19 protein-coding genes are annotated in these 24,389 nt (G+C 58.9%); 9 read left to right on the top strand and 10 right to left on the bottom strand.

Going from position 1 to position 24,389, the window contains the following annotated elements; genetic code table 11:
* Both K0F88_RS22230 and K0F88_RS22225 read left to right on the top strand, forming a co-directional pair.
* Positions 1-1,740 carry a PTS fructose-like transporter subunit IIB gene (locus tag K0F88_RS22230; RefSeq protein ID WP_219096546.1) on the top strand — a complete coding sequence of 580 codons (1,740 nt, stop codon included), beginning with the start codon at positions 1-3 and terminating at the stop codon, positions 1,738-1,740.
* Between the two features lie 125 nt (positions 1,741-1,865).
* Positions 1,866-3,407: an alkaline phosphatase gene (locus K0F88_RS22225; protein WP_219096545.1), complete on the top strand. Its 1,542-nt coding sequence runs from the start codon at positions 1,866-1,868 to the stop codon at positions 3,405-3,407.
* Between the two features lie 112 nt (positions 3,408-3,519).
* Here the strand turns inward: K0F88_RS22225 and K0F88_RS22220 are convergent, their stop codons facing one another.
* The 3 genes from K0F88_RS22220 to K0F88_RS22210 form a co-directional block, all read right to left on the bottom strand.
* Positions 3,520-3,933 carry an endonuclease domain-containing protein gene (locus K0F88_RS22220; RefSeq protein WP_219096544.1) on the bottom strand — a complete coding sequence of 138 codons (414 nt, stop codon included), beginning with the start codon at positions 3,931-3,933 and terminating at the stop codon, positions 3,520-3,522.
* A 236-nt stretch (positions 3,934-4,169) separates the two neighbouring features.
* Complete coding sequence (locus tag K0F88_RS22215; RefSeq protein ID WP_219096543.1) at positions 4,170-6,698, bottom strand: sulfite reductase flavoprotein subunit alpha; 2,529 nt, start codon at positions 6,696-6,698, stop codon at positions 4,170-4,172.
* Positions 6,699-6,859: 161 nt separating this feature from the next.
* Entirely contained in the window at positions 6,860-9,184 is a 2,325-nt protein-coding gene (locus K0F88_RS22210) for a TonB-dependent siderophore receptor (protein WP_219096542.1), read from the bottom strand.
* Between the two features lie 206 nt (positions 9,185-9,390).
* Here K0F88_RS22210 and K0F88_RS22205 point away from each other — a divergent pair, with 206 nt between their 5' ends.
* Both K0F88_RS22205 and K0F88_RS22200 read left to right on the top strand, forming a co-directional pair.
* The gene (locus K0F88_RS22205) at positions 9,391-10,071 is read left to right on the top strand and encodes a Fe2+-dependent dioxygenase (RefSeq protein WP_219096541.1); all 681 of its coding nucleotides are present in this window, start codon (positions 9,391-9,393) and stop codon (positions 10,069-10,071) included.
* Entirely contained in the window at positions 10,068-10,823 is a 756-nt protein-coding gene (locus K0F88_RS22200; RefSeq protein WP_219096540.1) for a tetratricopeptide repeat protein, read from the top strand. The genes K0F88_RS22205 and K0F88_RS22200 overlap by 4 nt, the downstream gene beginning before the upstream one ends.
* 87 nt (positions 10,824-10,910) lie before the next feature.
* Here K0F88_RS22200 and K0F88_RS22195 read toward each other — a convergent pair whose 3' ends face one another.
* The 5 genes from K0F88_RS22195 to K0F88_RS22175 form a co-directional block, all read right to left on the bottom strand.
* Positions 10,911-12,074 carry a type III PLP-dependent enzyme gene (locus K0F88_RS22195; protein WP_027924486.1) on the bottom strand — a complete coding sequence of 388 codons (1,164 nt, stop codon included), beginning with the start codon at positions 12,072-12,074 and terminating at the stop codon, positions 10,911-10,913.
* A 451-nt stretch (positions 12,075-12,525) separates the two neighbouring features.
* The gene (locus K0F88_RS22190) at positions 12,526-13,683 is read right to left on the bottom strand and encodes a betaine/proline/choline family ABC transporter ATP-binding protein (RefSeq protein WP_150633942.1); all 1,158 of its coding nucleotides are present in this window, start codon (positions 13,681-13,683) and stop codon (positions 12,526-12,528) included.
* Positions 13,680-14,333 (bottom strand): ABC transporter permease, encoded by a 654-nt coding sequence (locus K0F88_RS22185; protein ID WP_007942812.1) that lies wholly within the window; start codon positions 14,331-14,333, stop codon positions 13,680-13,682. The genes K0F88_RS22190 and K0F88_RS22185 overlap by 4 nt, the downstream gene beginning before the upstream one ends.
* Positions 14,334-14,351: 18 nt before the next feature.
* Complete coding sequence (locus K0F88_RS22180) at positions 14,352-15,254, bottom strand: glycine betaine ABC transporter substrate-binding protein (protein WP_219096539.1); 903 nt, start codon at positions 15,252-15,254, stop codon at positions 14,352-14,354.
* Positions 15,255-15,274: 20 nt separating this feature from the next.
* Complete coding sequence (locus tag K0F88_RS22175; RefSeq protein ID WP_054049992.1) at positions 15,275-15,991, bottom strand: ABC transporter permease; 717 nt, start codon at positions 15,989-15,991, stop codon at positions 15,275-15,277.
* A gap of 366 nt (positions 15,992-16,357) precedes the next feature.
* Between K0F88_RS22175 and K0F88_RS22170 the strand changes: the two genes are divergently transcribed.
* The 5 genes from K0F88_RS22170 to K0F88_RS22150 all read left to right on the top strand — a co-directional run bounded on the left by K0F88_RS22170 (position 16,358) and on the right by K0F88_RS22150 (position 22,252).
* Complete coding sequence (locus tag K0F88_RS22170; protein WP_007942808.1) at positions 16,358-17,941, top strand: peptide chain release factor 3; 1,584 nt, start codon at positions 16,358-16,360, stop codon at positions 17,939-17,941.
* Between the two features lie 240 nt (positions 17,942-18,181).
* Entirely contained in the window at positions 18,182-19,564 is a 1,383-nt protein-coding gene (locus K0F88_RS22165; RefSeq protein WP_219096538.1) for a DUF6002 family protein, read from the top strand.
* Positions 19,561-20,613: a hypothetical protein gene (locus K0F88_RS22160; RefSeq protein WP_257605320.1), complete on the top strand. Its 1,053-nt coding sequence runs from the start codon at positions 19,561-19,563 to the stop codon at positions 20,611-20,613. Before K0F88_RS22165 ends, K0F88_RS22160 begins: the two co-directional genes overlap by 4 nt.
* The gene (locus K0F88_RS22155) at positions 20,606-21,841 is read left to right on the top strand and encodes an MFS transporter (RefSeq protein ID WP_219096537.1); all 1,236 of its coding nucleotides are present in this window, start codon (positions 20,606-20,608) and stop codon (positions 21,839-21,841) included. The genes K0F88_RS22160 and K0F88_RS22155 overlap by 8 nt, the downstream gene beginning before the upstream one ends.
* 156 nt (positions 21,842-21,997) lie before the next feature.
* A complete protein-coding gene (locus K0F88_RS22150) occupies positions 21,998-22,252 on the top strand; it encodes a hypothetical protein (protein WP_219096536.1) in 255 nt (84 codons plus the stop codon).
* Between the two features lie 176 nt (positions 22,253-22,428).
* Here K0F88_RS22150 and K0F88_RS22145 read toward each other — a convergent pair whose 3' ends face one another.
* Entirely contained in the window at positions 22,429-23,409 is a 981-nt protein-coding gene (locus K0F88_RS22145; protein WP_219096535.1) for a peptide ABC transporter ATP-binding protein, read from the bottom strand.
* On the bottom strand, positions 23,409-24,377 hold the full coding sequence (locus K0F88_RS22140; protein WP_219096534.1) for an ABC transporter ATP-binding protein: 969 nt from the start codon (positions 24,375-24,377) through the stop codon (positions 23,409-23,411). The genes K0F88_RS22145 and K0F88_RS22140 overlap by 1 nt, the downstream gene beginning before the upstream one ends.
* Positions 24,378-24,389: the final 12 nt, after the last annotated feature.

Genomic DNA, 24,389 nt, shown 5'->3' with positions numbered 1-24,389 from the left:
ATGAAGTTAGCCATTGTTACGGCCTGCCCGAACGGCATGGTCACCAGTGTGCTGTGCGCCCGGTTGCTCGATGCAGCGGCCCAGCGTCAGGGCTGGAGCACCAGCGTCGAAGTGGTCGATGCCGCGCATCCGGAACGTCAGCTGTCGGCGGCCAAGATTGAAGCGGCCGAGTGGGTGCTGCTGGTCACCAGTGCGCCGGTGGATATGTCGCGATTTGTCGGCAAGAAAGTGTTCCAGAGCACACCCGCGCATGCCCTGCAGGATGTCGAAGCGGTGCTGCGACGCGGGGCTGAAGAAGCTCAGGTGTATGTCGCGCCCGAAGCCGTCGAGCAACCTGCTGCCACCGTTCAAAACGCGCCACGCCTGGTGGCGATCACGGCGTGTCCGACCGGTGTCGCTCACACCTTTATGGCTGCCGAAGCCTTGCAGCAAGCGGCCAAGCGCTTGGGCTACGACCTGCAAGTGGAAACCCAAGGCTCGGTCGGTGCGCGCAACCCACTCAGCGCTGCGGCGATTGCCGATGCTGATGTGGTGCTGCTGGCCTGCGATATCGAAGTCGCCACCGAGCGTTTTGCCGGCAAGAAAATCTACCGTTGCGGTACTGGCATTGCGTTGAAGCAAGCCGAGGCGACGCTGAATAAAGCGCTGGCCGAAGGCAAGCAGGAAACCGCTTCGACCGGCGCCAAAGGCCCGGCCAAACAAGAGAAGACCGGCGTCTATAAACACCTGCTCACGGGCGTGTCGTTCATGCTGCCGATGGTGGTGGCGGGCGGTCTGATGATCGCCCTGTCGTTCGTGTTTGGCATCACCGCGTTCAAGGAGGAAGGCACGCTCGCCGCCGCACTGATGCAGATCGGCGGTGAGACTGCGTTCAAGTTGATGGTGCCGTTGCTGGCGGGTTACATCGCCTACTCGATCGCCGACCGCCCGGGCCTGGCGCCGGGGATGATCGGTGGCCTGCTGGCGAGCACCCTGGGCGCCGGTTTTATCGGCGGGATCATTGCCGGTTTTATCGCCGGTTATGCGGCGCAGGCGATCAATCGTTACGCGCGTCTGCCGCAGAGTCTCGAGGCGCTGAAACCGATCCTGATCATCCCGTTGCTGGCGAGCTTGTTCACTGGCCTGGTGATGATTTACATCGTCGGCAAACCGGTGGCGGGGATGCTCGAGGGGCTCACGCACTTCCTCGACAGCATGGGCACCACCAACGCGATTCTGCTGGGAGTGCTGCTCGGCGGGATGATGTGCGTCGACCTTGGCGGGCCGATCAACAAAGCCGCGTATGCGTTCTCGGTCGGGCTGCTGGCCTCGCAAAGTTATGCACCGATGGCCGCGACCATGGCCGCCGGCATGGTGCCGCCGATTGGCTTGGGCATCGCCACGTTTATCGCACGGCGCAAGTTTGCCCAGACCGAGCGCGAGGCCGGTAAAGCGGCGCTGGTGTTGGGGCTGTGTTTCATCTCCGAAGGCGCGATTCCGTTTGCCGCGAAAGACCCGCTGCGGGTGATTCCGGCGAGCATTGCCGGTGGCGCATTGACCGGTGCGTTGTCGATGTATTTCGGCTGCAAACTGATGGCGCCGCACGGTGGGTTGTTTGTGCTGGCGATTCCGAATGCGATCAACCATGCGCTGTTGTATCTGCTGGCGATTGTGGCGGGGAGTTTGTTGACGGCAGTGGCGTACGCGCTGCTCAAACGACCTGAAGTCGTTGAGATGGCACTGGAACCCGCCAAGGCCTGACACACCGCAAAACCTGTGGGAGCGAGCAAGCTCGCTGCCACAAGGGAGCAGTGGTGTTGGCAGATTTTGGTGTCACACCGGTTTCATGCGCACGTGCTTTAGTTTTCCTTTTCAGGGAGAACACCATGAGCGAATTCGATCTCGGCCGCCGCCGTGTCATGCAAGCCGTCGGCGCCGGGCTTTTGCTTCCCGGCCTGGCACCGGCCGTCATCGCCTCGGTCAAGGACCGTCCGCAACTCACCGATGGCGTGCAGTCCGGCGATCTGATGGGCGACCGGGCGATGATCTGGAGTCGCAGCGACCGTCCGGCGCGGATGGTGGTGGAATGGGACACGCGCAGCCTGTTTGGCAACCCACGCCGATTCGTCTCGCCATTGGCTGATGCGCGCAGCGATTTCACCGCGCGGGTGGAACTCACGGGCCTGCCGGCCGATCAGGCGATTTTCTATCGCGTGTATTTCGAAGACGCCCAAAGCGGTGTCGACAGCGAACCCTGGTTCGGTCATTTGCGCAGCGTGCCGCAAACCCGGCGCGACATCCGTTTCGTCTGGAGCGGCGACACCGTCGGCCAGGGCTTCGGCATCAACCCGGACATCGGCGGCATGCGCATCTACGAAGCCATGCGTCTGCGCCTGCCCGACTTCTTTATCCACAGCGGCGACACCATCTACGCCGATGGCCCGGTGCCCGCGCAGCTGACCACCGAAAGCGGACGCGTGTGGCGCAATATCACCAGCGAAGCCAAGAGCAAAGTCGCCGAGACACTGGACGATTATCGCGGCAACTACCGCTACAACTTGATGGACGAGAACGTCCGCCGCTTCAACGCCGAAGTCCCGCAGATCTGGCAGTGGGACGACCACGAAGTGGTGAACAACTGGTCGCCGGGCAAGCAGTTGGATGAGCGCTACAAGCGCAAAGATATCCACAGCCTTGTCGGTCGCGCCCGGCAAGCGTGGCTGGAATATGCGCCCATGCGTTTGCAGAGTGCGGACGGCGGCGGGCGAATTTATCGCCAGCTCGGTTATGGGCCGATGCTCGATGTGTTCGTGCTGGACATGCGCAGCTATCGCGAAGCCAATGACGACAATCTTGGCGCCGCCAAACCGTTTCTCGGTCGTGAGCAACTCGACTGGCTCAAGGCTTCATTGAAAGCCTCCACTGCCCAATGGAAAGTCATCGCCGCCGACATGCCGATCGGTCTCGGCGTCCCCGACGGAGAGGTCCGCCCGGGTGTGGCGCGTTGGGAAGCAGTGGCCAACGGTGATCCCGGACCGGCTCAGGGACGTGAACTGGAAATCGCAGAACTCTTGGGCTTTTTACGGGCGCAGCAGGTGCGCAACTACGTGTTCCTGACGGCAGATGTGCATTACTGCGCCGCGCATCATTACCACCCGGACCGCGCCGCATTCCAGGACTTCGAACCGTTCTGGGAATTTGTGGCCGGGCCGTTGAATGCCGGGAGCTTCGGGCCTAATCCGCTGGACAAGACGTTCGGACCCGAAGTGGTTTTCGAGAAGGCCCCATTGGCGCAGAACACCTCGCCGTTTGCCGGGTTTCAGTTTTTTGGCGAGGTGAATATTGACGGGCAGACGGGGGAGATGAGTGTGGTGTTGCGGGATTTGGATGGGGTGGCGGTGTTTGAGCAGAAGTTACAGCCTGTCTGATAGATCCACCCCTCACCCCAGCCCTCTCCCCAAAGGGGAGAGGGGGAAAGGGGGCCGATCTCCATTGGATTCGAAACGTGAGTTCGACTCGGAATTTCAGGTCGCAGAATTTCTAAAGAAACTCACGGTCAGTCCCCTCGCCCTCTGGGAGAGGGTTAGGGTGAGGGCTGTGATTCGCAGCAAACCTCAGGATTTGCTCTAACACATCACTCATCCGCTCAATAACCTCCAGATTGCTGAATCGCACAACTTCAATACCTAGCGCCTGAAGGTAACGCGTTCGCCTCCGATCGTGGATTTTTCCCGCCGTCTCATAATGCTGACCACCATCCAGCTCGATGGCCAACTTCAGCTCAATGCAATAAAAATCCAGGACATAAGGTGGACATGGAAACTGCCGTCGAAACTTCAGATTGGCGAGTTGCCGGGATCGGAGTTTTTGCCAGAGCATGAGCTGGCAGTCGGTCTGATTGGCGCGAAGGTGACGAGCGAATTGGCGTAGGTTGGAGGAGGTGCGGGTGGGCATGCTTCACGTCCGTGTGAAGGGGGATGGAGGTTTTACTTTAGCCGGAGTTTTGTACTTCGGTTATAGAACCACCCCTCACCCCAGCCCTCTCCCCACGGGGGAGAGGGGGAAAGGGAGCCGATTTGCGTTGGATTCAAAACCTGAGCTCGACTCGATTTTTCAGGTCGATGTATAACGTGAGACACCTCGGTCAGACCCCTATCCCTCTGGGAGAGGGCTAGGGTGAGGGGGCTCTTTCAGTAGACGTCGCGGCGGTAGCGGCCCAGTTCGATCAGGCGGTCGACTTCTTCAATCCCGAGCACTTCGTTGAGTACGTGATCCACGCCTGAAGCCATTCCCTGCAAGCTGCCGCAGATGTAGATGACGGCACCGTCGGCCAACCATTGCTTCAATAGATCGGCCGACTCGCGCAGTCGATCCTGCACATAAATCTTCTCTGCCTGGTCCCGCGAGAACGCCAGGTCCAGTCGCTCCAGATCACCTGACGTCAGCCACTCCTCAAGCTCATCGCGGCACAGGTAGTCGTATTCCCGATGACGCTCACCGAACAGCAACCAATGCCGTTGCTGCCCATCGGCAATGCGCGCCTTGAGCAGACTGCGCAGCCCGGCGAGCCCGGTGCCGTTGCCCAGCAGGATCATCGGTACTGGCTCGGTCGGCAGGTGGAAACCACTGTTGCGCCGCACCCGCAGGCTGATGGTGTCGCCTACCGGCGCGTGTTCGGTCAACCAGCCGGAGCCGATGCCGAGGCTGCCGTCGGGGTGAAGTTCCTGACGCACGATCAGTTCGAGCATGCCGTCAGCGGCGATCGAGGCGATGGAGTATTCACGCATGGCCAAGGGCACCAGGGCGTCGACCAGCGCTTGCGCGTGCAGGCCGACCAGATGCGCCCGGTTCTCGGGCAGTTGTCGGCTGGCGAGGGCTTGCTCCAACGGTTGCGACAGGCCATCGAAGGTCACCATCGCCCGGCCTTCAATGCCCAGGCCATCAAGGAAATGCTCGATCGCCCACGGGCAATTGCGTGGCAGGACTTCCACCAGATCCCCGGCCAGCCAGCTGCTGGTGGTCGGGGCGGTGAGGCCCAGCAAATACACTGGCGAGCCGCTGCTGTCCGGGTTCATCAGCTCGCGACGGGACAGGGTCCAGTTGTCGTAGCTTGGCGCTTGCCAGGTGTCGACCGGCGCTTGCCCGGTCAGCAGACCGAGTTGCTGCTGCCAGTGACGCAGGGCGTAAGGGTCGCCGCTGTCGACTTCCACCGGCGCGAACAAGGTCTTGCCGCCATGCTCGCCGAGCCAGGTGTGCAAGCGTCGGGCGAAGCCGCAGAAGTGTTGATATTGGCGGTCGCCGAGGCCGAGCACCGCGTAGTTCAGGCTCTCCAGGCTCAATGCCCGGCCCAGCACTTTGCGCTCGAAACCGCGGGCGCTGTCCGGTGCTTCGCCGTCGCCAAAGGTACTGACCACGAACAACGCATTGCTGGATTCACGCAAATCCTGTTCGCTGACATTCGCCAGTGGCTGAACCTTCACCGGCAGGCCGGCCGCCTGCAATTGCCCGGCGGTCTGCCACGCCAGTTGCTCGGCAAAGCCGCTCTGGCTGGCGAAACCGATCAACCAGGCGGGTGCATTGCTGCCCGTTTGCGCGAAGTCTTTGCGGGCGTCCCTGATCTGCTTTTTCTTGCGGCGACGGTCCAGGTACAACAACCAGCCAGTGACGAAGAACAGCGGCATGCTCAGCGCGGTAAGGGTCAGGATGATCCGCCCGACGATGCCGAAGTAGCTGCCGACGTGCAGCGCGTAAATGCTGGTCAGCAATTGCGCCTTGAGGCTCTTGTCGCTGTAACGGTCATGCCGTTTGACCAGGCCGGTCGCCGGATCGAGGCTGATCTGGTTCAGTGCACGGTCATGGGGCGAGGTGTTCAACAGGTAGAAGACCGTCGCCGGTTGGCCGGCCACGGGCGGCATGCGGATGTTATAGGCGCTGAGTGCCGGGCCTGCGGCGCTGTAGATGCTGCTCCACATGGCGGCGTAATCGGCGGTGGGCGCCGGGCCGCTTGGCGCAGGACCTCGACCGCCGCGAACGCGCTCGTTTTGCGGCGCGTCGGAAAGCAATTGGGTCAGGCCCTTGTTGTACCACTCATAGGACCAGGACAACCCGGTCAGCGCGGACAGGAGGTAAAACACCAGGCACCAGGTGCCGGCCACCGAGTGCAGGTCCCAGTTGAAACTGCGGCCCTTTTTCTTCCAGTCGAGGGTCAGCCAGGCGCGCCAGCTTTTCCATTGGCGCGGCCAGCGCAGGTACAGGCCGGACAGGCAGAAAAACACCAGGATCAGCGTGCAGGCGCCGGTGATCTGCCGCCCGGTATCGCCCATGGCGAGGAAGCGGTGCAGTTGCAGCATCAGGCCGAAGAAGTCCTGGCCGGTGGCTTCACCCATGAACTCGGCGGTGTACGGATCGAAGTAGCGCATCTCGCCCCGGCGTTCGCCCGGTGGCGGGGTGAAACTCACCCGCGCGGCGTTGCCGCTGTCGGTCTCGACCCAGAGCATCGCGACTTTCTTGCCGGAGGCGCCCTCGATTTTTTCCACCAGTTCGGCGGGCGGCAGGACGCCGGCAACCTGCTTCTCGACCTGCAACACGGAAGGATTGAGCACGCTGAGGATTTCATCCTCAAACGATACCATCGCCCCGGTGATGCCCATCAGGGCCAGGACCAGCCCGGCACTGATGCCGAAAAACCAGTGCAACTGGAACAGGGTTTTCTTCAACACGTCGCTCGCCTTGTTCGTTCGAAATATCATCACGGCGCGCATTATGCCGTGGGTTGCTGAGAAACATTCTTTTTTACGTACAAAAGCCCCGTTCATGTGGATGAACGGGGCCTGGTCCTGATTTCAGCCTTCACCCACAGGGATTGCGGTGTGGCTGGCAATCAGAAGTGGAAGTTGGTGCTCAGCAATGCCGTGCGGCCCGCCGCCTGGTTGGCGAAGTGGGTCGAGAAGGCTTTGTCGTAGTAGGTTTCGTCGGTCAGGTTCTGCACGTTCAGTTGCAGGTCGACGTTTTTGCTCAGCTTGTAGGCAGCCATTGCGTCGTAACGAACGTAGGAATCCACCATGGTGGTGTTGGCCACGCTACCGAATACATCGTCAACATAGAACGCACCGCCACCGATGGTCAGCTTCGGCGTGACCTGATAGGTCGTCCACAGGCTGGCGCTGTTTTTCGGGGTGTTTGGCAGTTCGTTGCCGTTGTTGGCTTTGTTGGCTGGCAAATCACCACCATCGACCTGCTCGCTGTCCATGTAGGCGTAACCGGCGAAGACTTGCCATTTTTCGGTGATCTTGCCGGTGGCCGACAGTTCGATACCCTGGACGCGGGTTTTACCGGCGTTTTCATAGGACGTGGTGTCGACCTGAACCCGGGCGTTTTCTTTCTCGGTGCGGAAGATATCGGCGGTCAGCGACAGACGATCGTTCAGCAGATCCCACTTGGTACCGATTTCGTAGTTCTTGGTGGTTTCCGGCTCCATATCGCTGCTCAGCAGGTTGCCGTTGCGATCCGGAGTGCCGCCCAACGGGTTGCCTTCCTGACCTTCGCCCAAAGTGTTGCCCGGTGGCGTGGCGGAGGTGGCGTAGGACGCGTAGATGCTGCCGTTTTCGGCCGGTTTGTAGACCACGCCGAACTGCCCGGTCACGAACTCGCTGACGTCATCCCCTTTGGACGTGGTCACGCTGGAAGCGTTGTAGGTTTTGTACTTGGTGTCGAAATGGTCGTAACGCAGGCCCATATTCACCAGCCATTGCTCGGACAATTCCAGGGTGTCGAACACGTACAGCGCGTAGGTGTTGGCCTGGGTGTCGGTGCCGGCGTAGTTACGCGAGATCGCGCCGTTCCACGGGTCGTTCGGGTTTGGGTTGGCCAGCGAGGTGCAGTTGTAGCCGCTTGGCGCGCCGATCAATGCCGGGGAGCAGTTGGTGGTCGAAGCCGCCGTTCTCGGAGTGGTGTCGACGTTGACGTTGTACGAGGATTTCTGGCTTTCCTCGCGGCTCAACTCGATGCCGGTGGCGAAGCTGTTCTTGAAGCCGGCGATGTAGACGTCACCAAACAGATCGGTCTGGTTCGTGGTGGTCTCAGTGTTGCTGACGCGGGTGTTGGCCCGACGCCAGACGCTGCCGTTATTGACGTTGCCCTTGCTGTCGTCCGGCTGGGTGAGGATGTAATCCTGCATGCTGCTGCCGTGGCGCAAGGTGTTCTTGACGGTCAGCGCGTCGGTCAGGTCGTGCTCGATGGCGAAGGTGGCCGTGTCGGTGCGGCCCTTGCGGAAGTCGCGATCGTTCAAGCCGTAGAAGTTGCTGCTGTCGCCGCCGTCGTTCGGTTTGTCGGGGTTCGCCTTGGTACGGGCGGCCGAGCCTGCGACAGGAATGGTGTACGGAATGCCCGAGTCCGGCGTGTCATTGCTTTCCAGGTGGTAGTAATCGAGGTTGACCCGGGTGTCGGTGCCCAGGCCAAACGCCAGCGACGGTGCGATGCCCCAACGGTCGTAATCGACGCTGTCACGGCCGGCGACGTTGCTTTCGTGGCTCATCAGGTTCAGACGGCCAGCGGCGGTGTCGGTGAACTGGTAGTTGCCGTCCAGGGTGTAACGCTGGGTCTGGTCCGAGCCCCAGGTAAAACCACCGTCGAACGAATCGCCCAAGTGAGCCTTTTTGCTCACCAGGTTAATGCTGCCGCCCGCTGCGCCACGTCCGCCAATGGCCGAGTTCGGGCCTTTGCTGACTTCGATGGATTCTACGGCGAAGATCTCGCGGCTCTGTGATCCGGTGTCGCGCACGCCGTCCAGATAGGTATCGCCCTGAGCGTCGAAACCACGAATGAACGGACGATCGCCTTGTGGGTTGCCACCTTCACCGGCACCAAAGGTGATGCCCGGAACGGTGCGCAGCGCATCCTGCATATTGAGGGCGCCGGTGTCCTTGAGCACTTGCTGCGGGATGACGGTGACCGAGCGCGGTGTGTCCACCAGCGGTGCGGTGTACTTGGGCGAGGAGGCTTTTTCGACGTTGTAGGACGTCGCATCCTGGGCTTCGCCAGTGATGGAGGTCGCCCCCAGGGAGATCGCATTGCCCGGCGCTTTTTCGTCGGCCTTTTCGGCTGCGAAAACCATGTGGCCGGCAGAACCGGCCGTGATCGCCACGCCAATTGCAGACGCGAGCAAACGCGGTGAACTGACCGGTAAATGTGAGTGTTGGCGTGACATTTGAATTCCCCTCCCCAAGGATTTGAGGCCGCGGAATATAGGGTAGACGCGTATTTGTATCAATTGCGAAACGTTACTATTCGCGAGGAATTTACATTCTTTACAATTTAACCTTACGGTTTTTGATGATTCGTTCGTCGTGGGGGTTTTACACAGTCAATAAGAATCAATACCATTGCCGGCTCCTTACGTTCAGGTGTGATCCCATGCTGCTGCACATTCCCGGCGTGTTCGCGAAAGAAGAAGTGCAGCGCATCCGCGATGCTTTGGAGCAGGTGGATTGGGCCGATGGCAAAATCACCGCCGGCTACCAGTCGGCCAAAGCCAAGCACAACTTGCAGCTGCCTGAAGGTCATCCGCTGGCCAAGGAAGTGGGCGCGGCGATGCTGGAGCGGCTGTGGAAAAATCCGCTGTTCATGTCCGCAGCGTTGCCGCACAAGGTGTTTCCTCCGTTGCTGAACTGTTACACGGCGGGCGGCAGTTTCGACTTCCATATCGACAACGCCGTGCGTCAGCCCAAGGGCGGTATCGAGCGGGTTCGCACCGATCTGTCGGCGACGCTGTTCTTCAGCGAACCAGAAGACTATGACGGCGGCGAACTGGAAATCCAGGACACCTTCGGCACCCAGCGCGTGAAGTTGCCGGCCGGCGACATGGTTTTGTATCCCGGCACCAGCCTGCACAAGGTCAACGCCGTCACCCGCGGCACCCGCTATGCGTCGTTCTTCTGGACCCAAAGCCTGGTGCGCGAAGACAGTCAGCGTGCGTTGCTGTTCGAGATGGACGGGGCGATCCAGCAATTGACTCAGGACATGCCCGATCACCCGTCGCTGATCCGTCTCACGGGCACGTATCACAACCTGTTGCGTCGCTGGGTCGACGTATGAGTTTTCAATTGCGCCGCGAGGAAGTCCTCGACGGTGATTCGCTCAAAGCCATGCTGGAAGAAAGCCCCGCTCGCGCAGCCCAGGCGATTCTGATCGCTGCCGGAGAAGGCGTGCTCGACGCTCAGGCCTTGCTCGGGCAGATCCTGCTCGACGGCCAGGGCATCGCGATGGATCAGGCGCTGGCGCTACGCTGGTTCGCGATTGCGGCTCAGGGCGGGCACTTGATGGCGCGCAACATGCTCGGTCGTTGTCATGAACATGGCTGGGGGTGTGCGGAGGATGCTTCGGTTGCCGCGCAGCATTATCGAATCGCCGCCGACGCAGGGCTGGATTGGGCGATGTACAACTACGCCAATCTGCTGGCGACCGGGCGCGGAGTTGCCGTAAACCAGCGCCAAGCACTGAGTTTGTATCGACAGGCGGCCGAACTGGGCCATGCGAAATCGATGAATCTGCTGGGGCGATATCTGGAAGAAGGGCGGGTTTGTCCGGCAGATCCGCAAGCTGCGTGTGAGTGGTATCGACGTTCGGCGCTCGGCGGGGATTTTCGTGGGCAGTTCAGTTATGCCGCTGTGTTGGCGGATGGCGGCAAGATCGACGAGGCGCTGGTCTGGTTACGCAAGGCCCTGGACGGTGGCAATCTGAATTTCCTGCGGGTGGCGAGTCAGACCTTATCGACGTCGACCGATCCGAGAATTCGCGGGCTGACCACCGAGTATCAACAGCGTGTTCGGGAGCTCACTCTTGGATGATCGTTTCCACGCAGAGCGGGAACGATCAGCCGGACACAAAAAAGCCCATGACACGTCATGGGCTTTTTGATTTCTGCGTGCAGCGTTTTACACGTAAAACGACTTCAGCGGCGGGAAGCCATTGAACTCAACCGCGCTGTAACTGGTGGTGTAGGCACCGGTCGACAGCCAGTACAATCGGTCGCCGATCGCCAGGTTCAATGGCAGACCGTACTTGTAGTTTTCATACATGATGTCGGCGCTGTCGCAGGTCGGGCCGGCGATGACCACTTCTTCCATCTCGCCTTTCTTCTCGGTCCAGATCGGGAACTTGATGGCTTCGTCCATGGTTTCGATCAGGCCGGAGAACTTGCCCACATCCGTGTACACCCAGCGCTCGACCGCGGTACGGGATTTGCGCGCAACCAGCACCACTTCGCTGACCAGAATGCCGGCGTTGGCGATCAACGAACGACCCGGCTCCAGAATGATTTCCGGCAGGTCATCACCGAAGTCTTCCTTGAGGAAACGGATGATTTCTTCGGCGTAGGTTTCCAGGCTGTTGGTGCGGGTGATGTAGTTGGCCGGGAAGCCGCCGCCCATGTTGATCAGCTTGAGGTGGATGCCGTCTTCTTCTTTCAGGCGTTCGAAGATCACTTTGACCTTGGCGATCGCCGCGTCCCAGACGCTGATGTCGCGCTGTTGCGAACCGACGTGGAACGAGATGCCGTAAGGCACCAGGCCCAGGTCACGGGCGAGGATCAGCAGGTCCATGGCCATGTCGGTCTGGCAGCCGAATTTGCGCGACAGAGGCCAGTCAGCCGTGGTCGAGCCTTCGGTGAGGATGCGCACGTAGACTTTCGAACCCGGTGCAGCCTTGGCAATGTTGCGCAGGTCGGCTTCGGAGTCGGTGGCATACAGACGCACGCCCTTCTCGTAGAAGTAGCGAATGTCCTTGGATTTCTTGATGGTGTTGCCGTAGCTGATGCGATCCGGGCCAACGCCCTGGTTCATCACTTTGTCGAGCTCGTAGATCGACGCGATGTCGAAGTTCGAGCCTTTCTCTTTGAGCAAGTCGATGATTTCGACGGCCGGGTTGGCCTTGACCGCGTAGTAGACCTTGGCGAATTCGAAACCGGCGCGCAGGTCGTCATAGGCCTGGCTGATCATCGCGGTGTCGATCACCACGAACGGGGTTTCTTGTTTGTCGGCGAAGGCCTTCATTTTGTTGAAGGTATCGCGCGCGAAATAGTCTTCGACGTTGATCGACATGCTGGGAACTCCTACTGGCAAACTGAAATTAACAATGGGTGCAAATGAACGTCCTCCGTATCCCCACTTTGGTTCGCCTACTTCCCAAGGCATGTCGCCGAAAGCAAAAAGGCCACGGGAGGCGGTGCTTCCCTTGGCCTTGCTGTCTCGTCGTCAGTACTTGAGCCGGATGGATCGTTTCCAGCATGGACGTTCGGCGCGAACTTTAGGGCGTGAGGGGCTTGAGATCAACAAAAAATGTCGCGTTTTTGCACGCTTCCGTCGTGCGGTCCCCGACAGTTACTGATGTAACCGACCTGCATGACAGTGTGATGTTCCCTTTACAGGGATATTTGAGGTGTTTCTGGGGGATTTGTGGTGCTGCCATTCGCGAGCAAGCCCGCTCCCACAGGGGATTTGTGTTGATGCACAGATCCAATGTGGGAGCGGGCTTGCTCGCGAAGGCGTCAGATCAGGCGACCGCAGTCTCGGCCGGCGAAACAATGCTGGTCTTGCCGCCACGGGACTTACCGGAACTCAGGTATTCGGCAATCGATTCCTGCGTCACTTCCCCCAGGAACACCCGCTCGGCATCCATTACCGGCAACCACGAGCGGTTGAACTCGTACATGCGCGACAGCAGGATGCGCAAATGCTCGTCATACGCCGCCGTGGCGTTGAACTCGCGCAGGTATTGCGCGCACGTACCGGTCTGACGGTGCAAGTCGCGACGTCGTACATAACCCAGCGCCTTGTTCTCACCGTCAGTGACCACCACATAACGACGGTCCAGTTCGTCCATCAACTCCAGGGCTTCGGCCACCGGGGTTTCCGGGCTGACCGACGGCGCGTTGTCCGCTGCGTCTTCGGCTTTCACCAGCAACAGACGCTTGAGCGTGCTGTCCTGGCCGACGAAGTTGCTGACAAAGTCATCCGCCGGGTGGGCGAGCAGGGTGTCCGGGTGATCGATCTGCAACAGCTTGCCGGCGCGGAAGATTGCGATCTTGTCGCCCAGCTTGATGGCTTCGTCGATGTCGTGGCTGACCATGATCACGGTCTTGTTCAGCGCTCGTTGCATCTCGAAGAACTCGTTCTGGATCATCTCGCGGTTGATCGGGTCGACCGCGCCAAACGGTTCGTCCATCAACAGCAACGGCGCATCGGCCGCCAGTGCGCGAATCACGCCGATCCGCTGCTGCTGACCACCGGACAATTCACGCGGGTAGCGATTCAGGTACTGCTTGGGTTCGAGCTTGATCATGCTCATCAACTCGCGGGCGCGGTCGTGGCATTTCTGTTTGTCCCAGCCCAGCAGGCGCGGAACGATGGTGATGTTTTCCTCGATGGTCATGTTCGGGAACAGGCCGATTTGCTGGATCACATATCCGATGTTGCGACGCAGGGTCACCGCGTCGAGGTCGGTGGTGTCTTCGCCGTTGATCAGGATCTTGCCCGAGGTCGGCTTGATCAGGCGGTTGATCATCTTCAGCGTGGTGCTTTTGCCGCAGCCCGATGGCCCGAGGAACACACAGATCTCGCCTTCATTGACGGTCAGGCTTACCGAGTCCACGGCTTTTACGTCTTTGCCGTTGCTTTGGAAGGTCTTGCTGAGGTTTTGAAGTTCGATCATTTCAGGAGTCCTTTTGGAGTCAGCGTGCGTTGCAGCCATTGCAGAAGCAGGTCGGCGAAGATGGCCAGGAGACTGACCAGCACGGCGCCGACGATCAGCATCGACATGTCGCTGCGGCTGATTGAAGCGAGAATAAGTACACCGAGGCCACCGGCGCCGATGGTCGCGGCGATGGTCATGACACCGATGTTCATGACCACGGCGGTGCGCACACCGGCCAGGATCACAGGCACCGCGATCGGCAGTTCGACCATGCGCAGGCGCTGGCCGAAGGTCATGCCGATGCCGCGCGCGGCTTCGCGAATGCCCGGTTCAACGCCGGTCAGGGCAAGGTAGGTGTTACGCATGATCGGCAGCAGCGAGTACAAAAACACTGCCGTGATCGCTGGCATCGGGCCAAGGCCCTGGCCGAATTTGGAGTAGAACGGCAGCAACAGGCCGAACAGTGCAATCGACGGCACGGTCAGCAACACCGTGGCACTGGCTTGCAACGGGCCGGCGAGTGTCGGGAAACGTGTCATCAGGATGCCGAGCGGCACACCGACCAGAATCGCCAGGGTCACGGCGATGCCGACCAGGGTGATGTGCTGCCAGGTCAGGTGCAGCACCAGCGGCCAGTCGAGATGGGAAAAGGCGTTCAGAAATTCCATGTCTTTTTCTCCTCGGCCTTAATGGACAGAAAGCATTGGATGCTGGCGCAGGAAATCGGCGGCAACGGATGAAGGGCTTTCGTGATCGACATCGACCCGCGCATTGAGCTCGCGCATGGTGGCGTCGTCGAACAGTTCAGCCAGCGGCTTTATTTCTTCCGCCAGTTTTGGATGGGCGTCGAGGTAATCCTGACGCACCACAGGCGCGGCGGTGTAGTCCGGGAAGTAGTGCTTGTCGTCTTCAAGCAGTTTGAGCTTGAAGGCATTCAAACGACCGTCGGTGGTGTAGACCAGGCCGGCAAACACCTGGCCGTTGCGCAGGGCGGTGTAGACCAGCCCGGCGTCCATCTGCCGGATGTTTTTGCGGGTCAGGTTCATGCCGTAGAGGTCGACCATGCCGTCCAGACCGTCGGAACGGTTGGCGAACTCGGTGTCCAGGGCGACCAGATGATCGGTCTTCGCCTCAGCTTGCAGCACCGTGTTCAGCTCGCTGATGGTGTTGATCTGCGGGTAGGCCTTCGCGGTGCTTTCCGGCAGGGCCAGGGCGTAGGTGTTGCTGAATTTCGACGGGGTCAGCCAGATCAGGCCTTTTTTCGCGTCGAGTTCTTTCACCTTGGCGTAGGACTGGGCGCTGTCGAGTTTTTCGGTGACATGGTTGTAAGCCACCAGCGAAACGCCGGTGTATTCCCACATCAGGTCCAACTGGCCACTTTCGTGGGCGCTGCGGGCCAGGTTACTGCCCAGACCGCCGGTCACCTGGGTGTCGTAACCCTTGGTGCGCAGGTACTGGGAGGTGATTTCCGCCAGCAGGGTTTGTTCGGTGAACACCCGGGCGCCGATGCGGATCACCGGTTTTTCAGCGGCTTGGGCGATTCCCGAGAACAGCAGGACGCAGCCTATTAGAAAGCTTAATTTCTTCATGTTTATTCCTTTGCCGAGGCTTAAGACGGGCGCAAGCCGCGTTCGAGCCAGAGGCGGCTGGCGAGTGTCACCAGACCGTCGAGCAGCAAGGCCAGCAGGGCGGTGCAGGCCGCGCCGAGCAGCAGTTGCGGCTGATTGTTCAGGGCGATGCCGGGGAAAATCAGGCTGCCCAGGCTGTTGGCTCCGATCAGAAACGCCAGCGGTGCCGTCCCGACGTTGATCGCCAAGGCCACGCGCACACCACCGATGATGATCGGCACGGCGTTCGGCAGTTCGACCCGCCACAGCACCTGAGTCGGTGTCATGCCGATGCCGACGGCCGCTTCCTTCAGCGAACCCTGAACGTTTTTCAGGCCTTCATAGGTATTGCGCACGATCGGCAACAGCGAGGCGAGGAACAGGGCGAAGATCGCGGGGCCGCTGCCGATGCCCAGAATCCCCAGGGCGATGGCCAGTACGGCGAGAGGCGGCACGGTGTTGCCGATGTTGAAGATCTGCATGAAGCGTTCAGCGCGGCCCACCATGGTCGGGCGGCTGAGGAAGATACCGGCGGGGATGCCCACAACGAGGGCGGCCAGCATGGAAACAAGGACGAGAATCAGGTGAGCTTGCAGGTAAAACAACAAATCGTCGCGGTAATGTTCGATCGTGTTGATGCCAATCCAGTGGACCAGCAGGGCCAGAAGTGCGACGACAACCGCACCTCCTATAAGCCCCTTGCCATAGCGAATAGCCACAGGCGGACTCCTTTTTTTTCTTGGTCGGCGAACGCAGTCCTTTGTGGCAATGCCATCACTGGCTGCCGGGATATCGACGTTCGCGAGAAGCAGCTCTTCATGCTGGTAAAACCGCATGAGATCGAGCCATAAGCGCAGCCTCGTCAGGCTAACTTGCTGATTTATCAGCCCCTGGTACGAGTGCCGTAACAGGGGAGTGGACGTCTGCACCTTTTAAAAGGTTCCATAATTAGCAGCAATTAGCCACCCTTGATCTCCCAACGGTCCCGTTAATCGCCATGGGCGACAGGGCGAGCGGTGGTCCGTAACGCTCGGTTTGCGCTATACTCGCCGCCCTTTTTTGAATCACCTGCCAGGCGATTTCCCATGACCAAACAGGCCGCCGAAGTCGCGAAACGCCGCACTTTCGCCATTATTTCCCACCCCGATGCCGGTAAAACCACCATCACCGAGAAACTCTTGCTGATGGGCAAGGCGATTGCGATTGCTGGCACGGTGAAGTCTCGCAAGTCCGACCGCCATGCCACCTCCGACTGGATGGAAATGGAAAAGCAGCGAGGTATCTCGATTACCACGTCGGTCATGCAGTTCCCGTACCGCGACCACATGATCAACCTGCTCGACACCCCGGGCCACGAAGACTTCTCCGAAGATACCTACCGCACCCTGACGGCGGTGGACTCGGCCTTGATGGTCCTCGACGGCGGTAAAGGTGTTGAGCCTCGGACCATCGCGCTGATGGACGTCTGCCGTCTGCGGGATACGCCGATTGTCAGCTTCATCAACAAACTCGACCGTGATATCCGCGACCCGATCGAACTGCTCGACGAAATCGAAGCAGTCCTGAAGATCAAGGCCGCGCCGATCACCTGGCCGATCGGTTGCTACCGCGACTTCAAAGGCGTTTATCACCTCGCCGACGATTACATCATCGTGTACACCGCTGGCCACGGCCACGAGCGCACCGATGTCAAAATCATCGAGAAGCTCGATTCCGACGAGGCTCGCGCGCACTTGGGCGACGAATACGATCGCTTTGTCGATCAGCTGGAACTGGTGCAGGGCGCCTGTCACGAATTCAATCAACAGGAATTCCTCGACGGCCAACTGACCCCGGTGTTCTTCGGGACTGCCTTGGGCAACTTCGGTGTCGATCACGTGCTCGACGCCGTGGTCAACTGGGCACCGAAACCGCTGGCGCGTGTTGCCAACGAGCGTACCGTCGAGCCAGTCGAAGAGAAATTCGCCGGCTTCGTGTTCAAGATCCAGGCAAACATGGACCCTAAACACCGCGACCGTATCGCCTTCATGCGGATCTGCTCCGGCAAGTACGAAAAAGGCATGAAGATGCGCCACGTGCGCACTGGCAAGGACGTGCGGATCGGCGACGCGCTGACCTTCTTCTCCTCCGAGCGCGAGCAACTGGAAGAAGCGTTTGCCGGCGACATCATCGGCCTGCACAACCACGGCACCATCCAGATCGGCGACACCTTCACCGAAGGCGAAGTCCTGGGCTTCACCGGCATCCCGCACTTCGCCCCGGAACTGTTCCGTCGCGTGCGCCTGCGTGACCCGCTGAAATCCAAGCAACTGCGTCAAGGCTTGCAGCAGCTGGCGGAAGAGGGCGCCACCCAGGTGTTCTTCCCCGAGCGCAGCAACGACATCATCCTCGGCGCCGTCGGTGTGCTGCAGTTTGATGTGGTCGCCAGCCGCTTGAAAGAGGAATACAAGGTCGAGTGCTCTTACGAGCCGATCACTGTGTACTCCGCGCGCTGGATCGATTGCGACGATAAGAAGAAGCTCGAGGAGTTCCGGGTCAAGGCCGTGGAAAACCTGGCGGTCGATGGCGGTGGTCACCTGACCTACCTGGCGCCGACACGGGTCAACCTGGCGTTGATGGAAGAGCGCTGGCCGGATGTGAAATTCCGTGCGACGCGTGAGCATCACTAAACGCTGAGCGATAACACCCCAAAGCCCACTGTGAACACAGTGGGCTTTTTTTTGACCATTAAACGGGTTCGAATCGATGATCGGGTAAGGCTTTCCTGTAGGTCTTTTTTCCTGATTTCGTAGCTTGACTCTGCTTTTTCATTACCGGGACTGTTTCCCGCGACAACGCAATCGTTGACGTCTAGCGTTCGGAGGACATTTCGCAAGCAGCGACTTTCCACGAGCAGGAGCGCGAGACAAATGGATGTGATGAATACCAACACCGCGGTACAGGCAACACAAGGAGCTCAAATTCCCGTTTCTATTATCGAGCGGTACTACGATCTGATTGTCAGCAGTGCAGCTGATTTTGAAGTCAGCTGTGGTGACGCATTTGAGCCATCCATGAAATTGCCTGCACTGGATGCTCGAATGCAGGCATTTCTTTCCGTCGCAACTGCGCAGTTTTTTGAGTTAGGCCGTTACTGTGGGATGCCACTGCGGTTGTTCGATTTGAGACAAAACGCAAATACTCAAACGACAAAGACATTTGCTTCGACGCTGATCGTCGCTCGTGCCATTCGCCATATTCAGGACACCGGCGACAGCATCCTGTTGTTTTCCCCTTCTTCCGGCAACAAAGCCATTGCATTGCGTGATGCAGTTTTGCGTGCATTGAAAGCCAAACTTGTTCATCCAGAACAATTGCGCATTGTCACATTGACGCCTGCACAGACGATCGGGAAATTGCGTAGAACCGAACTTTACGATGACCCTCGGCTGCGTGCGCTGAACCCTATATTCGTCCTTGATGCCGAGTCGCCGGAGGCAGTGAAGGTGGTTGGGCAGCACTTCAAGGAGCTTTTCAGTCGCAGTCCATTGGGTGAGTTGAAGTTATGGCATTCCCTTCGGCTAGAGAATTATCGGTTTTCTGACCAGGCCCGAGCATTTTTTGATTTCGAACAGGGTGATGCCTGGGACACTGATCGAAAAACCGTCCATGTGCATGCCGTGTCTAGTGCCTATGGCCTTCTTGGATACTGCTCGGGTGTAGAGGTGTTGAAACGCCACAACAAACACGTTTCTACCCCTTCATTTCTACTGGTTCAGCATCTGGCCACCAGTGACATGGTTTTGCATTTACTCGACGGAAACTTCGAGGGTGCTTCCACGCCAGGCTATACACAGGAATCCAACGGCTTATGGGTTCAATCGGAGTCTGCGCATTTTCCTTCAGCGACCTGGAACCCCGATGAGATCCTTGAACCCACTTTTTACACGCACCTTCCGCCTACCGCCGTGGAAATGACCGGATTGGTCAGGGCCAATGGTGGCTCGGGAATTGTCGTGTCGCTTTATGAGTGCATGCAACGCTACAGCGAATGTGTCCAGTTGCTAGCGAGTACACCCGTGAGATTGCCCGCGGATCCTCGGGATCTGAAGGAGTGGTCATTGGTGATGGCTCTCACCGGATGCCTGAATGCAATTGACCGAGAGTTGCTGGTGGGCATGGACGGCTGCACCATTCATGCATCCGGCTCCTACTGTCAGAGTGATGATGAAGCCATGCCCATCGAAGGACTGTCATTCATTGACGGTGCAGAAGAGATGATGGAGATCCTGCGTGGTCGTTGTAACTCATGAGCGCTGACCTTTCCATCACTCAGAAAATACCCTGCCATTTCCGCGTTTACAGGGGCAACTCCAAGGCTGGAGAAATGGCGCGTCTTGTTTATGTTGGAGTGAGTGAAGGGCTGATCTATATCGCCCCTTTTGTGGATCAATCTTTTTTCGAACATTCGACTGTAGAGCAAGAAGGCACTCTGGAATGGAAACAACTTGAGTGTTTTCTAAACCAGAATCAACCCGACACGAGCCTGTTGATGGCGCCACTGGAAGTCGTCCAACAATGCCAGCGCCCCGGCGATATTGTCGGACTCAGCAGGCTTCACCAGAAAGTCGATGTGTCCTCTGATTGGGAGTATGTGCAGAGGGAACTGTCCCATCGGGAAAACAAGCGCCGTGTTCAATTGGTCGGACAAGGGTTTGGTTTCGATGTGTCACTTAAGGATGAAGACTTCTTTGCCTTTTATCGTTCCATGCATGTCCCGACCATGCGCGCCCGTTACGGGCGCTTTGCCCGTAGCGTGCCCGAGCAATCGGCGTATCTGGAATTGTTCAAGCAGGGAGTGTTGTTTCGGGTTTGTTTAAAGGGTGACTGGGTGGCGGGAAGTGTTTCTCAAGTTGATGAGTCGACACGCACCTTGAATGCACGGTTGATCGGAGTGAGGGATGGCGCAGCAATTTACCGGGTTAATGGAGCGCAGAATTATGTCTATCACGCGATCCTGGAGTGGGCATCTCATCAGTCGAACATCGATTGCGTCGACTTCCAGGGCTGCGAACCATTTTTGAGCAAAGGAACGTTTCAGTACAAGAAACGCTTTGGGGCTAAGGCCGTAGTTCCTGACAACGCATTCGGTCAATGGCGGTTACTGATTCGAGCGCACAAGCTTGGTGCTTCAGCCCGGCAATTTCTGATCAATAACCCTGTTGTCGGCCTTGATGCCGAGGGCCGGCTGCAAGCGCAGTACTTCTACGATGCAGGCCACGAGATCCGTTCGGACATTCCCTTCGCTTCAAAAGGCATTTCCAGCCAAGTGAGCCATAACCTGGACCAATGGCATGGCTAGTCGGCTCTTCCTCCTGACCCGGCTTGATGGATATTTCTGTCCTATGGCCTGGATGCTTGCTGCGTTGATCTTCATCAGTCGGTTGAGCGCCATGGTCAAGCTGTTCATGGCGTTATACCTGCGTCAGGAACTGGGGCTGGCGATTGAAACCGTAGGCTGGTTGTTATCCGGATACGGGGCCGGTTTGCTGATGGGGTCAATGGGGGGCGGGCTGCTCAGTGAGTATTTCTCCACGGCACGCCTCACCGCCGCGTTGTTTTTTGCCTCGGTATGGATATTGGGTTTGTTGGGGCTAGTCGTTGAGGTGCCATTGCTGGCTGGTTTGTTGCTTTTCAGCGGAGCACTCGATGGTGCAATTCGTACTCTTCATCAACGCTTGATTATGGAGTATTGCCGGGTTACGCAGCGGCCTCGCGCGCAGTCATTGAGTCGTGTTGCCAGTAACTTGGGCATGGCTGTAGCCGGGGTTGTGGGTGGCGTCTTGGCGCAGGCTGATTTTCGCTGGGTGTTTTTTATCAGTGCGGCCATGACGCTGTTGGCTTTGATCTGGTTTGTTCGGGCGACATTTCATCGAGAAACTCTGATGCCGGATCAGACTCCTGATTCGGTTTCGGGTGCATGCGTACCTTATCGAGATAAACCATTCCTCTGGTTGTTGGCGGCTTCTGTCTTGCTCGGCCTTGCCTTCGAGCCGGTCTACAGCATGCTGGGCAACTATTTGCTCGACTACTACCGGTTGGGTACTGAAGTCATCGGATGGCAATTTGCACTCAATGCAGTACTGGTGGTGGTGCTGCAAATTCCGTTATCTCATTGGAGTGAGCAATGGGGGGCGCGTCGGCAACTACTGGCAGGCAGCCTGTTGTTAGCCGGTGGGCTTGGGATGTTGCCGTTGGGTTCTGGGGTGTTTTACATCTGCCTCTCGACTGTTGTCTGGACACTTGGCGAAATTCTTTTCATGCCCACTCTGAACGTATTGGTTATGCAGCGTGCGTGCGCAGGAAGGAGTGGGCATTACTTTGGACTTTTTTCCATGTGCTGGAGTGCGAGCGCGCTGCTTTCTCCGATACTCGGCGGTCAGCTCTATGGCCATTTCGGCGGGCACATTGTCTGGTGGGTCAGCGCTGCGCTGGCCTTGTTGTCCACGCCGCTGATTTATCAGGCCACACGTTTGGGCGCCTCGAAAGGACTGGACTCACAAACGTCGCGCGTCACATCGCTTAGCTGATTCGATTATGAGGGTTATTCGAAACCAATCTGGCTCCGGACGGCATTTCCGCCCATTCGTTAGCGTCCTATCTGGAGAACCCGGCTGATCGGAACTAGATTTCACTCAGCGCCAGCCAGGCACTTATGTTTCACCCGCGAAAGGATGGAATCGGCTATGAACAGATTTCTAAGGGTTTTACTGCTGTTGAAGGTGGTGGTGATGTTGTCCCTCGGCAGTTCGGCGGTCTGGGCCGAGTGCGAGGATCACGATACGCAAGCGTCGAGTGGGCAGGGTGGTCAGGGCGAGTTGATGATTGCCAAATCCGAATCAGAGCCTGGTGATCAGGGGCAGGGCGGCAGTGCGGACGACGATGATTCGACCACTGAAGAGCCAGACACTGACGATGATGAGGGCGACAGCCAGACGTAAATCGCAGGCAAAAGAAAACCCCTTCTTCCCAGACTGATGCGCAGCCGGGGCAGAAGAGGTTAGTGAACAGCTCGCAAATCCGTGTGGGAGCGAGCCTGCTCGCGAGGCGATATTCCAGTCAACATCTGAGTCGACTGAGAAAACGCTATCGCGAGCAGGCTCGCTCCCACAGTTTGTTACGCGGCGCCGTCGAGGAATTGCTCGGCGTAGTGGCAAGCCACCTGACGGCTGTCGAGCAGGCGCAGGGCCGGCTCTTCGGTGCTGCAGCGTTCGGTCGCATACGGGCAGCGCTTGTGGAAAGCGCAACCCGACGGCGGGTTCAACGGGTTGGGCAACTCGCCGACAATTTTGATCTTCGGCTTGTTCGGGTCCGGGTGAATGGTCGGGGTGGCCGACAGCAGCGCCTGGGTGTACGGGTGCAGAGGACGCTCGTAGATGTCGTTCTTCGGACCCATTTCCACTGGGCGGCCGAGGTACATCACCATCACGTCATCGGCGACGTGTTGCACCACCGCCAGGTTGTGGGAGATGAACACGTAGGCGGTATTGAACTCTTGCTGCAGATCCATGAACAGGTTCAGCACCTGGGCCTGGATCGACACGTCCAGCGCCGAGGTCGGTTCGTCCGCGACCAGCACTTTCGGTTGCAGCATCATCGCGCGAGCGAGGGCGATCCGCTGGCGCTGACCGCCGGAGAACATGTGCGGATAACGCTGATAGTGCTCAGGACGCAAGCCCACCTGCTTCATCATTGCCTGGACTTTCTCGCGACGTTCGGCCGCGCTCAGGCTGGTGTTGATCAGCAATGGCTCGGCCAGTTGATCACCGACTTTCTGCCGTGGGTTCAACGACGCGTACGGGCTCTGGAACACCATCTGCACGTCTTTGCGTAACTGCTTGCGCTGAGCCTTGTCGGCACCGGCAACTTCCTGGCCGGCGATTTTCAAGGAACCGGAGGACGGCTCTTCGATCAGTGTCAGGGCGCGGGCCAGGGTGGATTTGCCGCAGCCCGATTCGCCTACGACGGCGAGGGTCTTGCCGGCTTCCAGTTCGAACGACACACCGTTCAGGGCGCGCACGGTCGCATGGCCCTTGAACAGGCCACGGGACACTTCGTAGTGACGGGTCAGGTCGCGGGCGGTAAGTACGACGGCCATTACGCCACCTCCTGATTCAGCGGGTAGAAGCAGCGGGCGAGGCTGTTGCTTTTCGGGTCAAGGCCTGGACGTTGTGCGCGGCAGCTTTCTTGCACATACGGGCAGCGCGGCGACAGCAGGCAACCCTGCGGACGGTCATAGCGACCGGGAACGATGCCCGGCAACGTGGCCAGGCGGGTGGCGCCGAGGCTGTGTTCCGGAATCGCCTTGAGCAGGGCTTCGCTGTAAGGGTGTGCCGGAATGTCGAATAGTTGAGGCACTTGTCCCACTTCTACCGCTTGGCCGGCGTACATCACGCACACACGCTGAGCGGTTTCGGCCACCACTGCGAGGTCGTGCGTGATCAGCACCAGGCCCATGTTCTGCTCTTTCTGCAACGCCAGCAGCAGGTCCATGATCTGCGCCTGAATCGTCACGTCCAATGCGGTGGTCGGTTCGTCGGCGATCAACAGTTTCGGTTCGCCGGCAATCGCCATGGCAATTGCAACACGCTGGCTCATACCGCCGGAAAGCTGATGCGGGTAAGCGTCCATACGGCTGGCTGCGCCCGGGATTTCCACTTTTTCCAGCAGTTCGATGGCGCGTGCGCGGGCCTGTTTGCCCGACATTTTCAGGTGCAGGCGCAGCACTTCTTCAATCTGGAAGCCGACGGTGTAGCTCGGGTTCAGCGCGGTCATCGGGTCCTGGAAGACCATGGCCAGGTCTTTGCCGACGATTTGCCGACGCTGACGGTTGCTGAGCTTGAGCATGTTCTTGCCGTCGAAATTCAGCGCGTCAGCGGTGACGATCCCCGGATGTTCGATCAGGCCCATCAGCGCCATCATGGTCACGGACTTGCCGGAACCCGACTCGCCAACGATGGCCAGGACTTCGCCCTTGTCCACGGTAATGTCGAGGCCATCGACCACCGGTACGGCGTTCTTGTCGCCAAAGCGAACGTTGAGATTCTTGATTTCTAACAGTGACATTTGAATCTCCTC

This window comes from Pseudomonas sp. UMAB-40, from assembly GCF_900095275.1.
Lineage (GTDB): Bacteria > Pseudomonadota > Gammaproteobacteria > Pseudomonadales > Pseudomonadaceae > Aquipseudomonas > Aquipseudomonas mandelii_B.
Note: the sequence above shows the minus strand (reverse complement) of the source record. Positions and strands in the feature narration are given on the sequence as shown.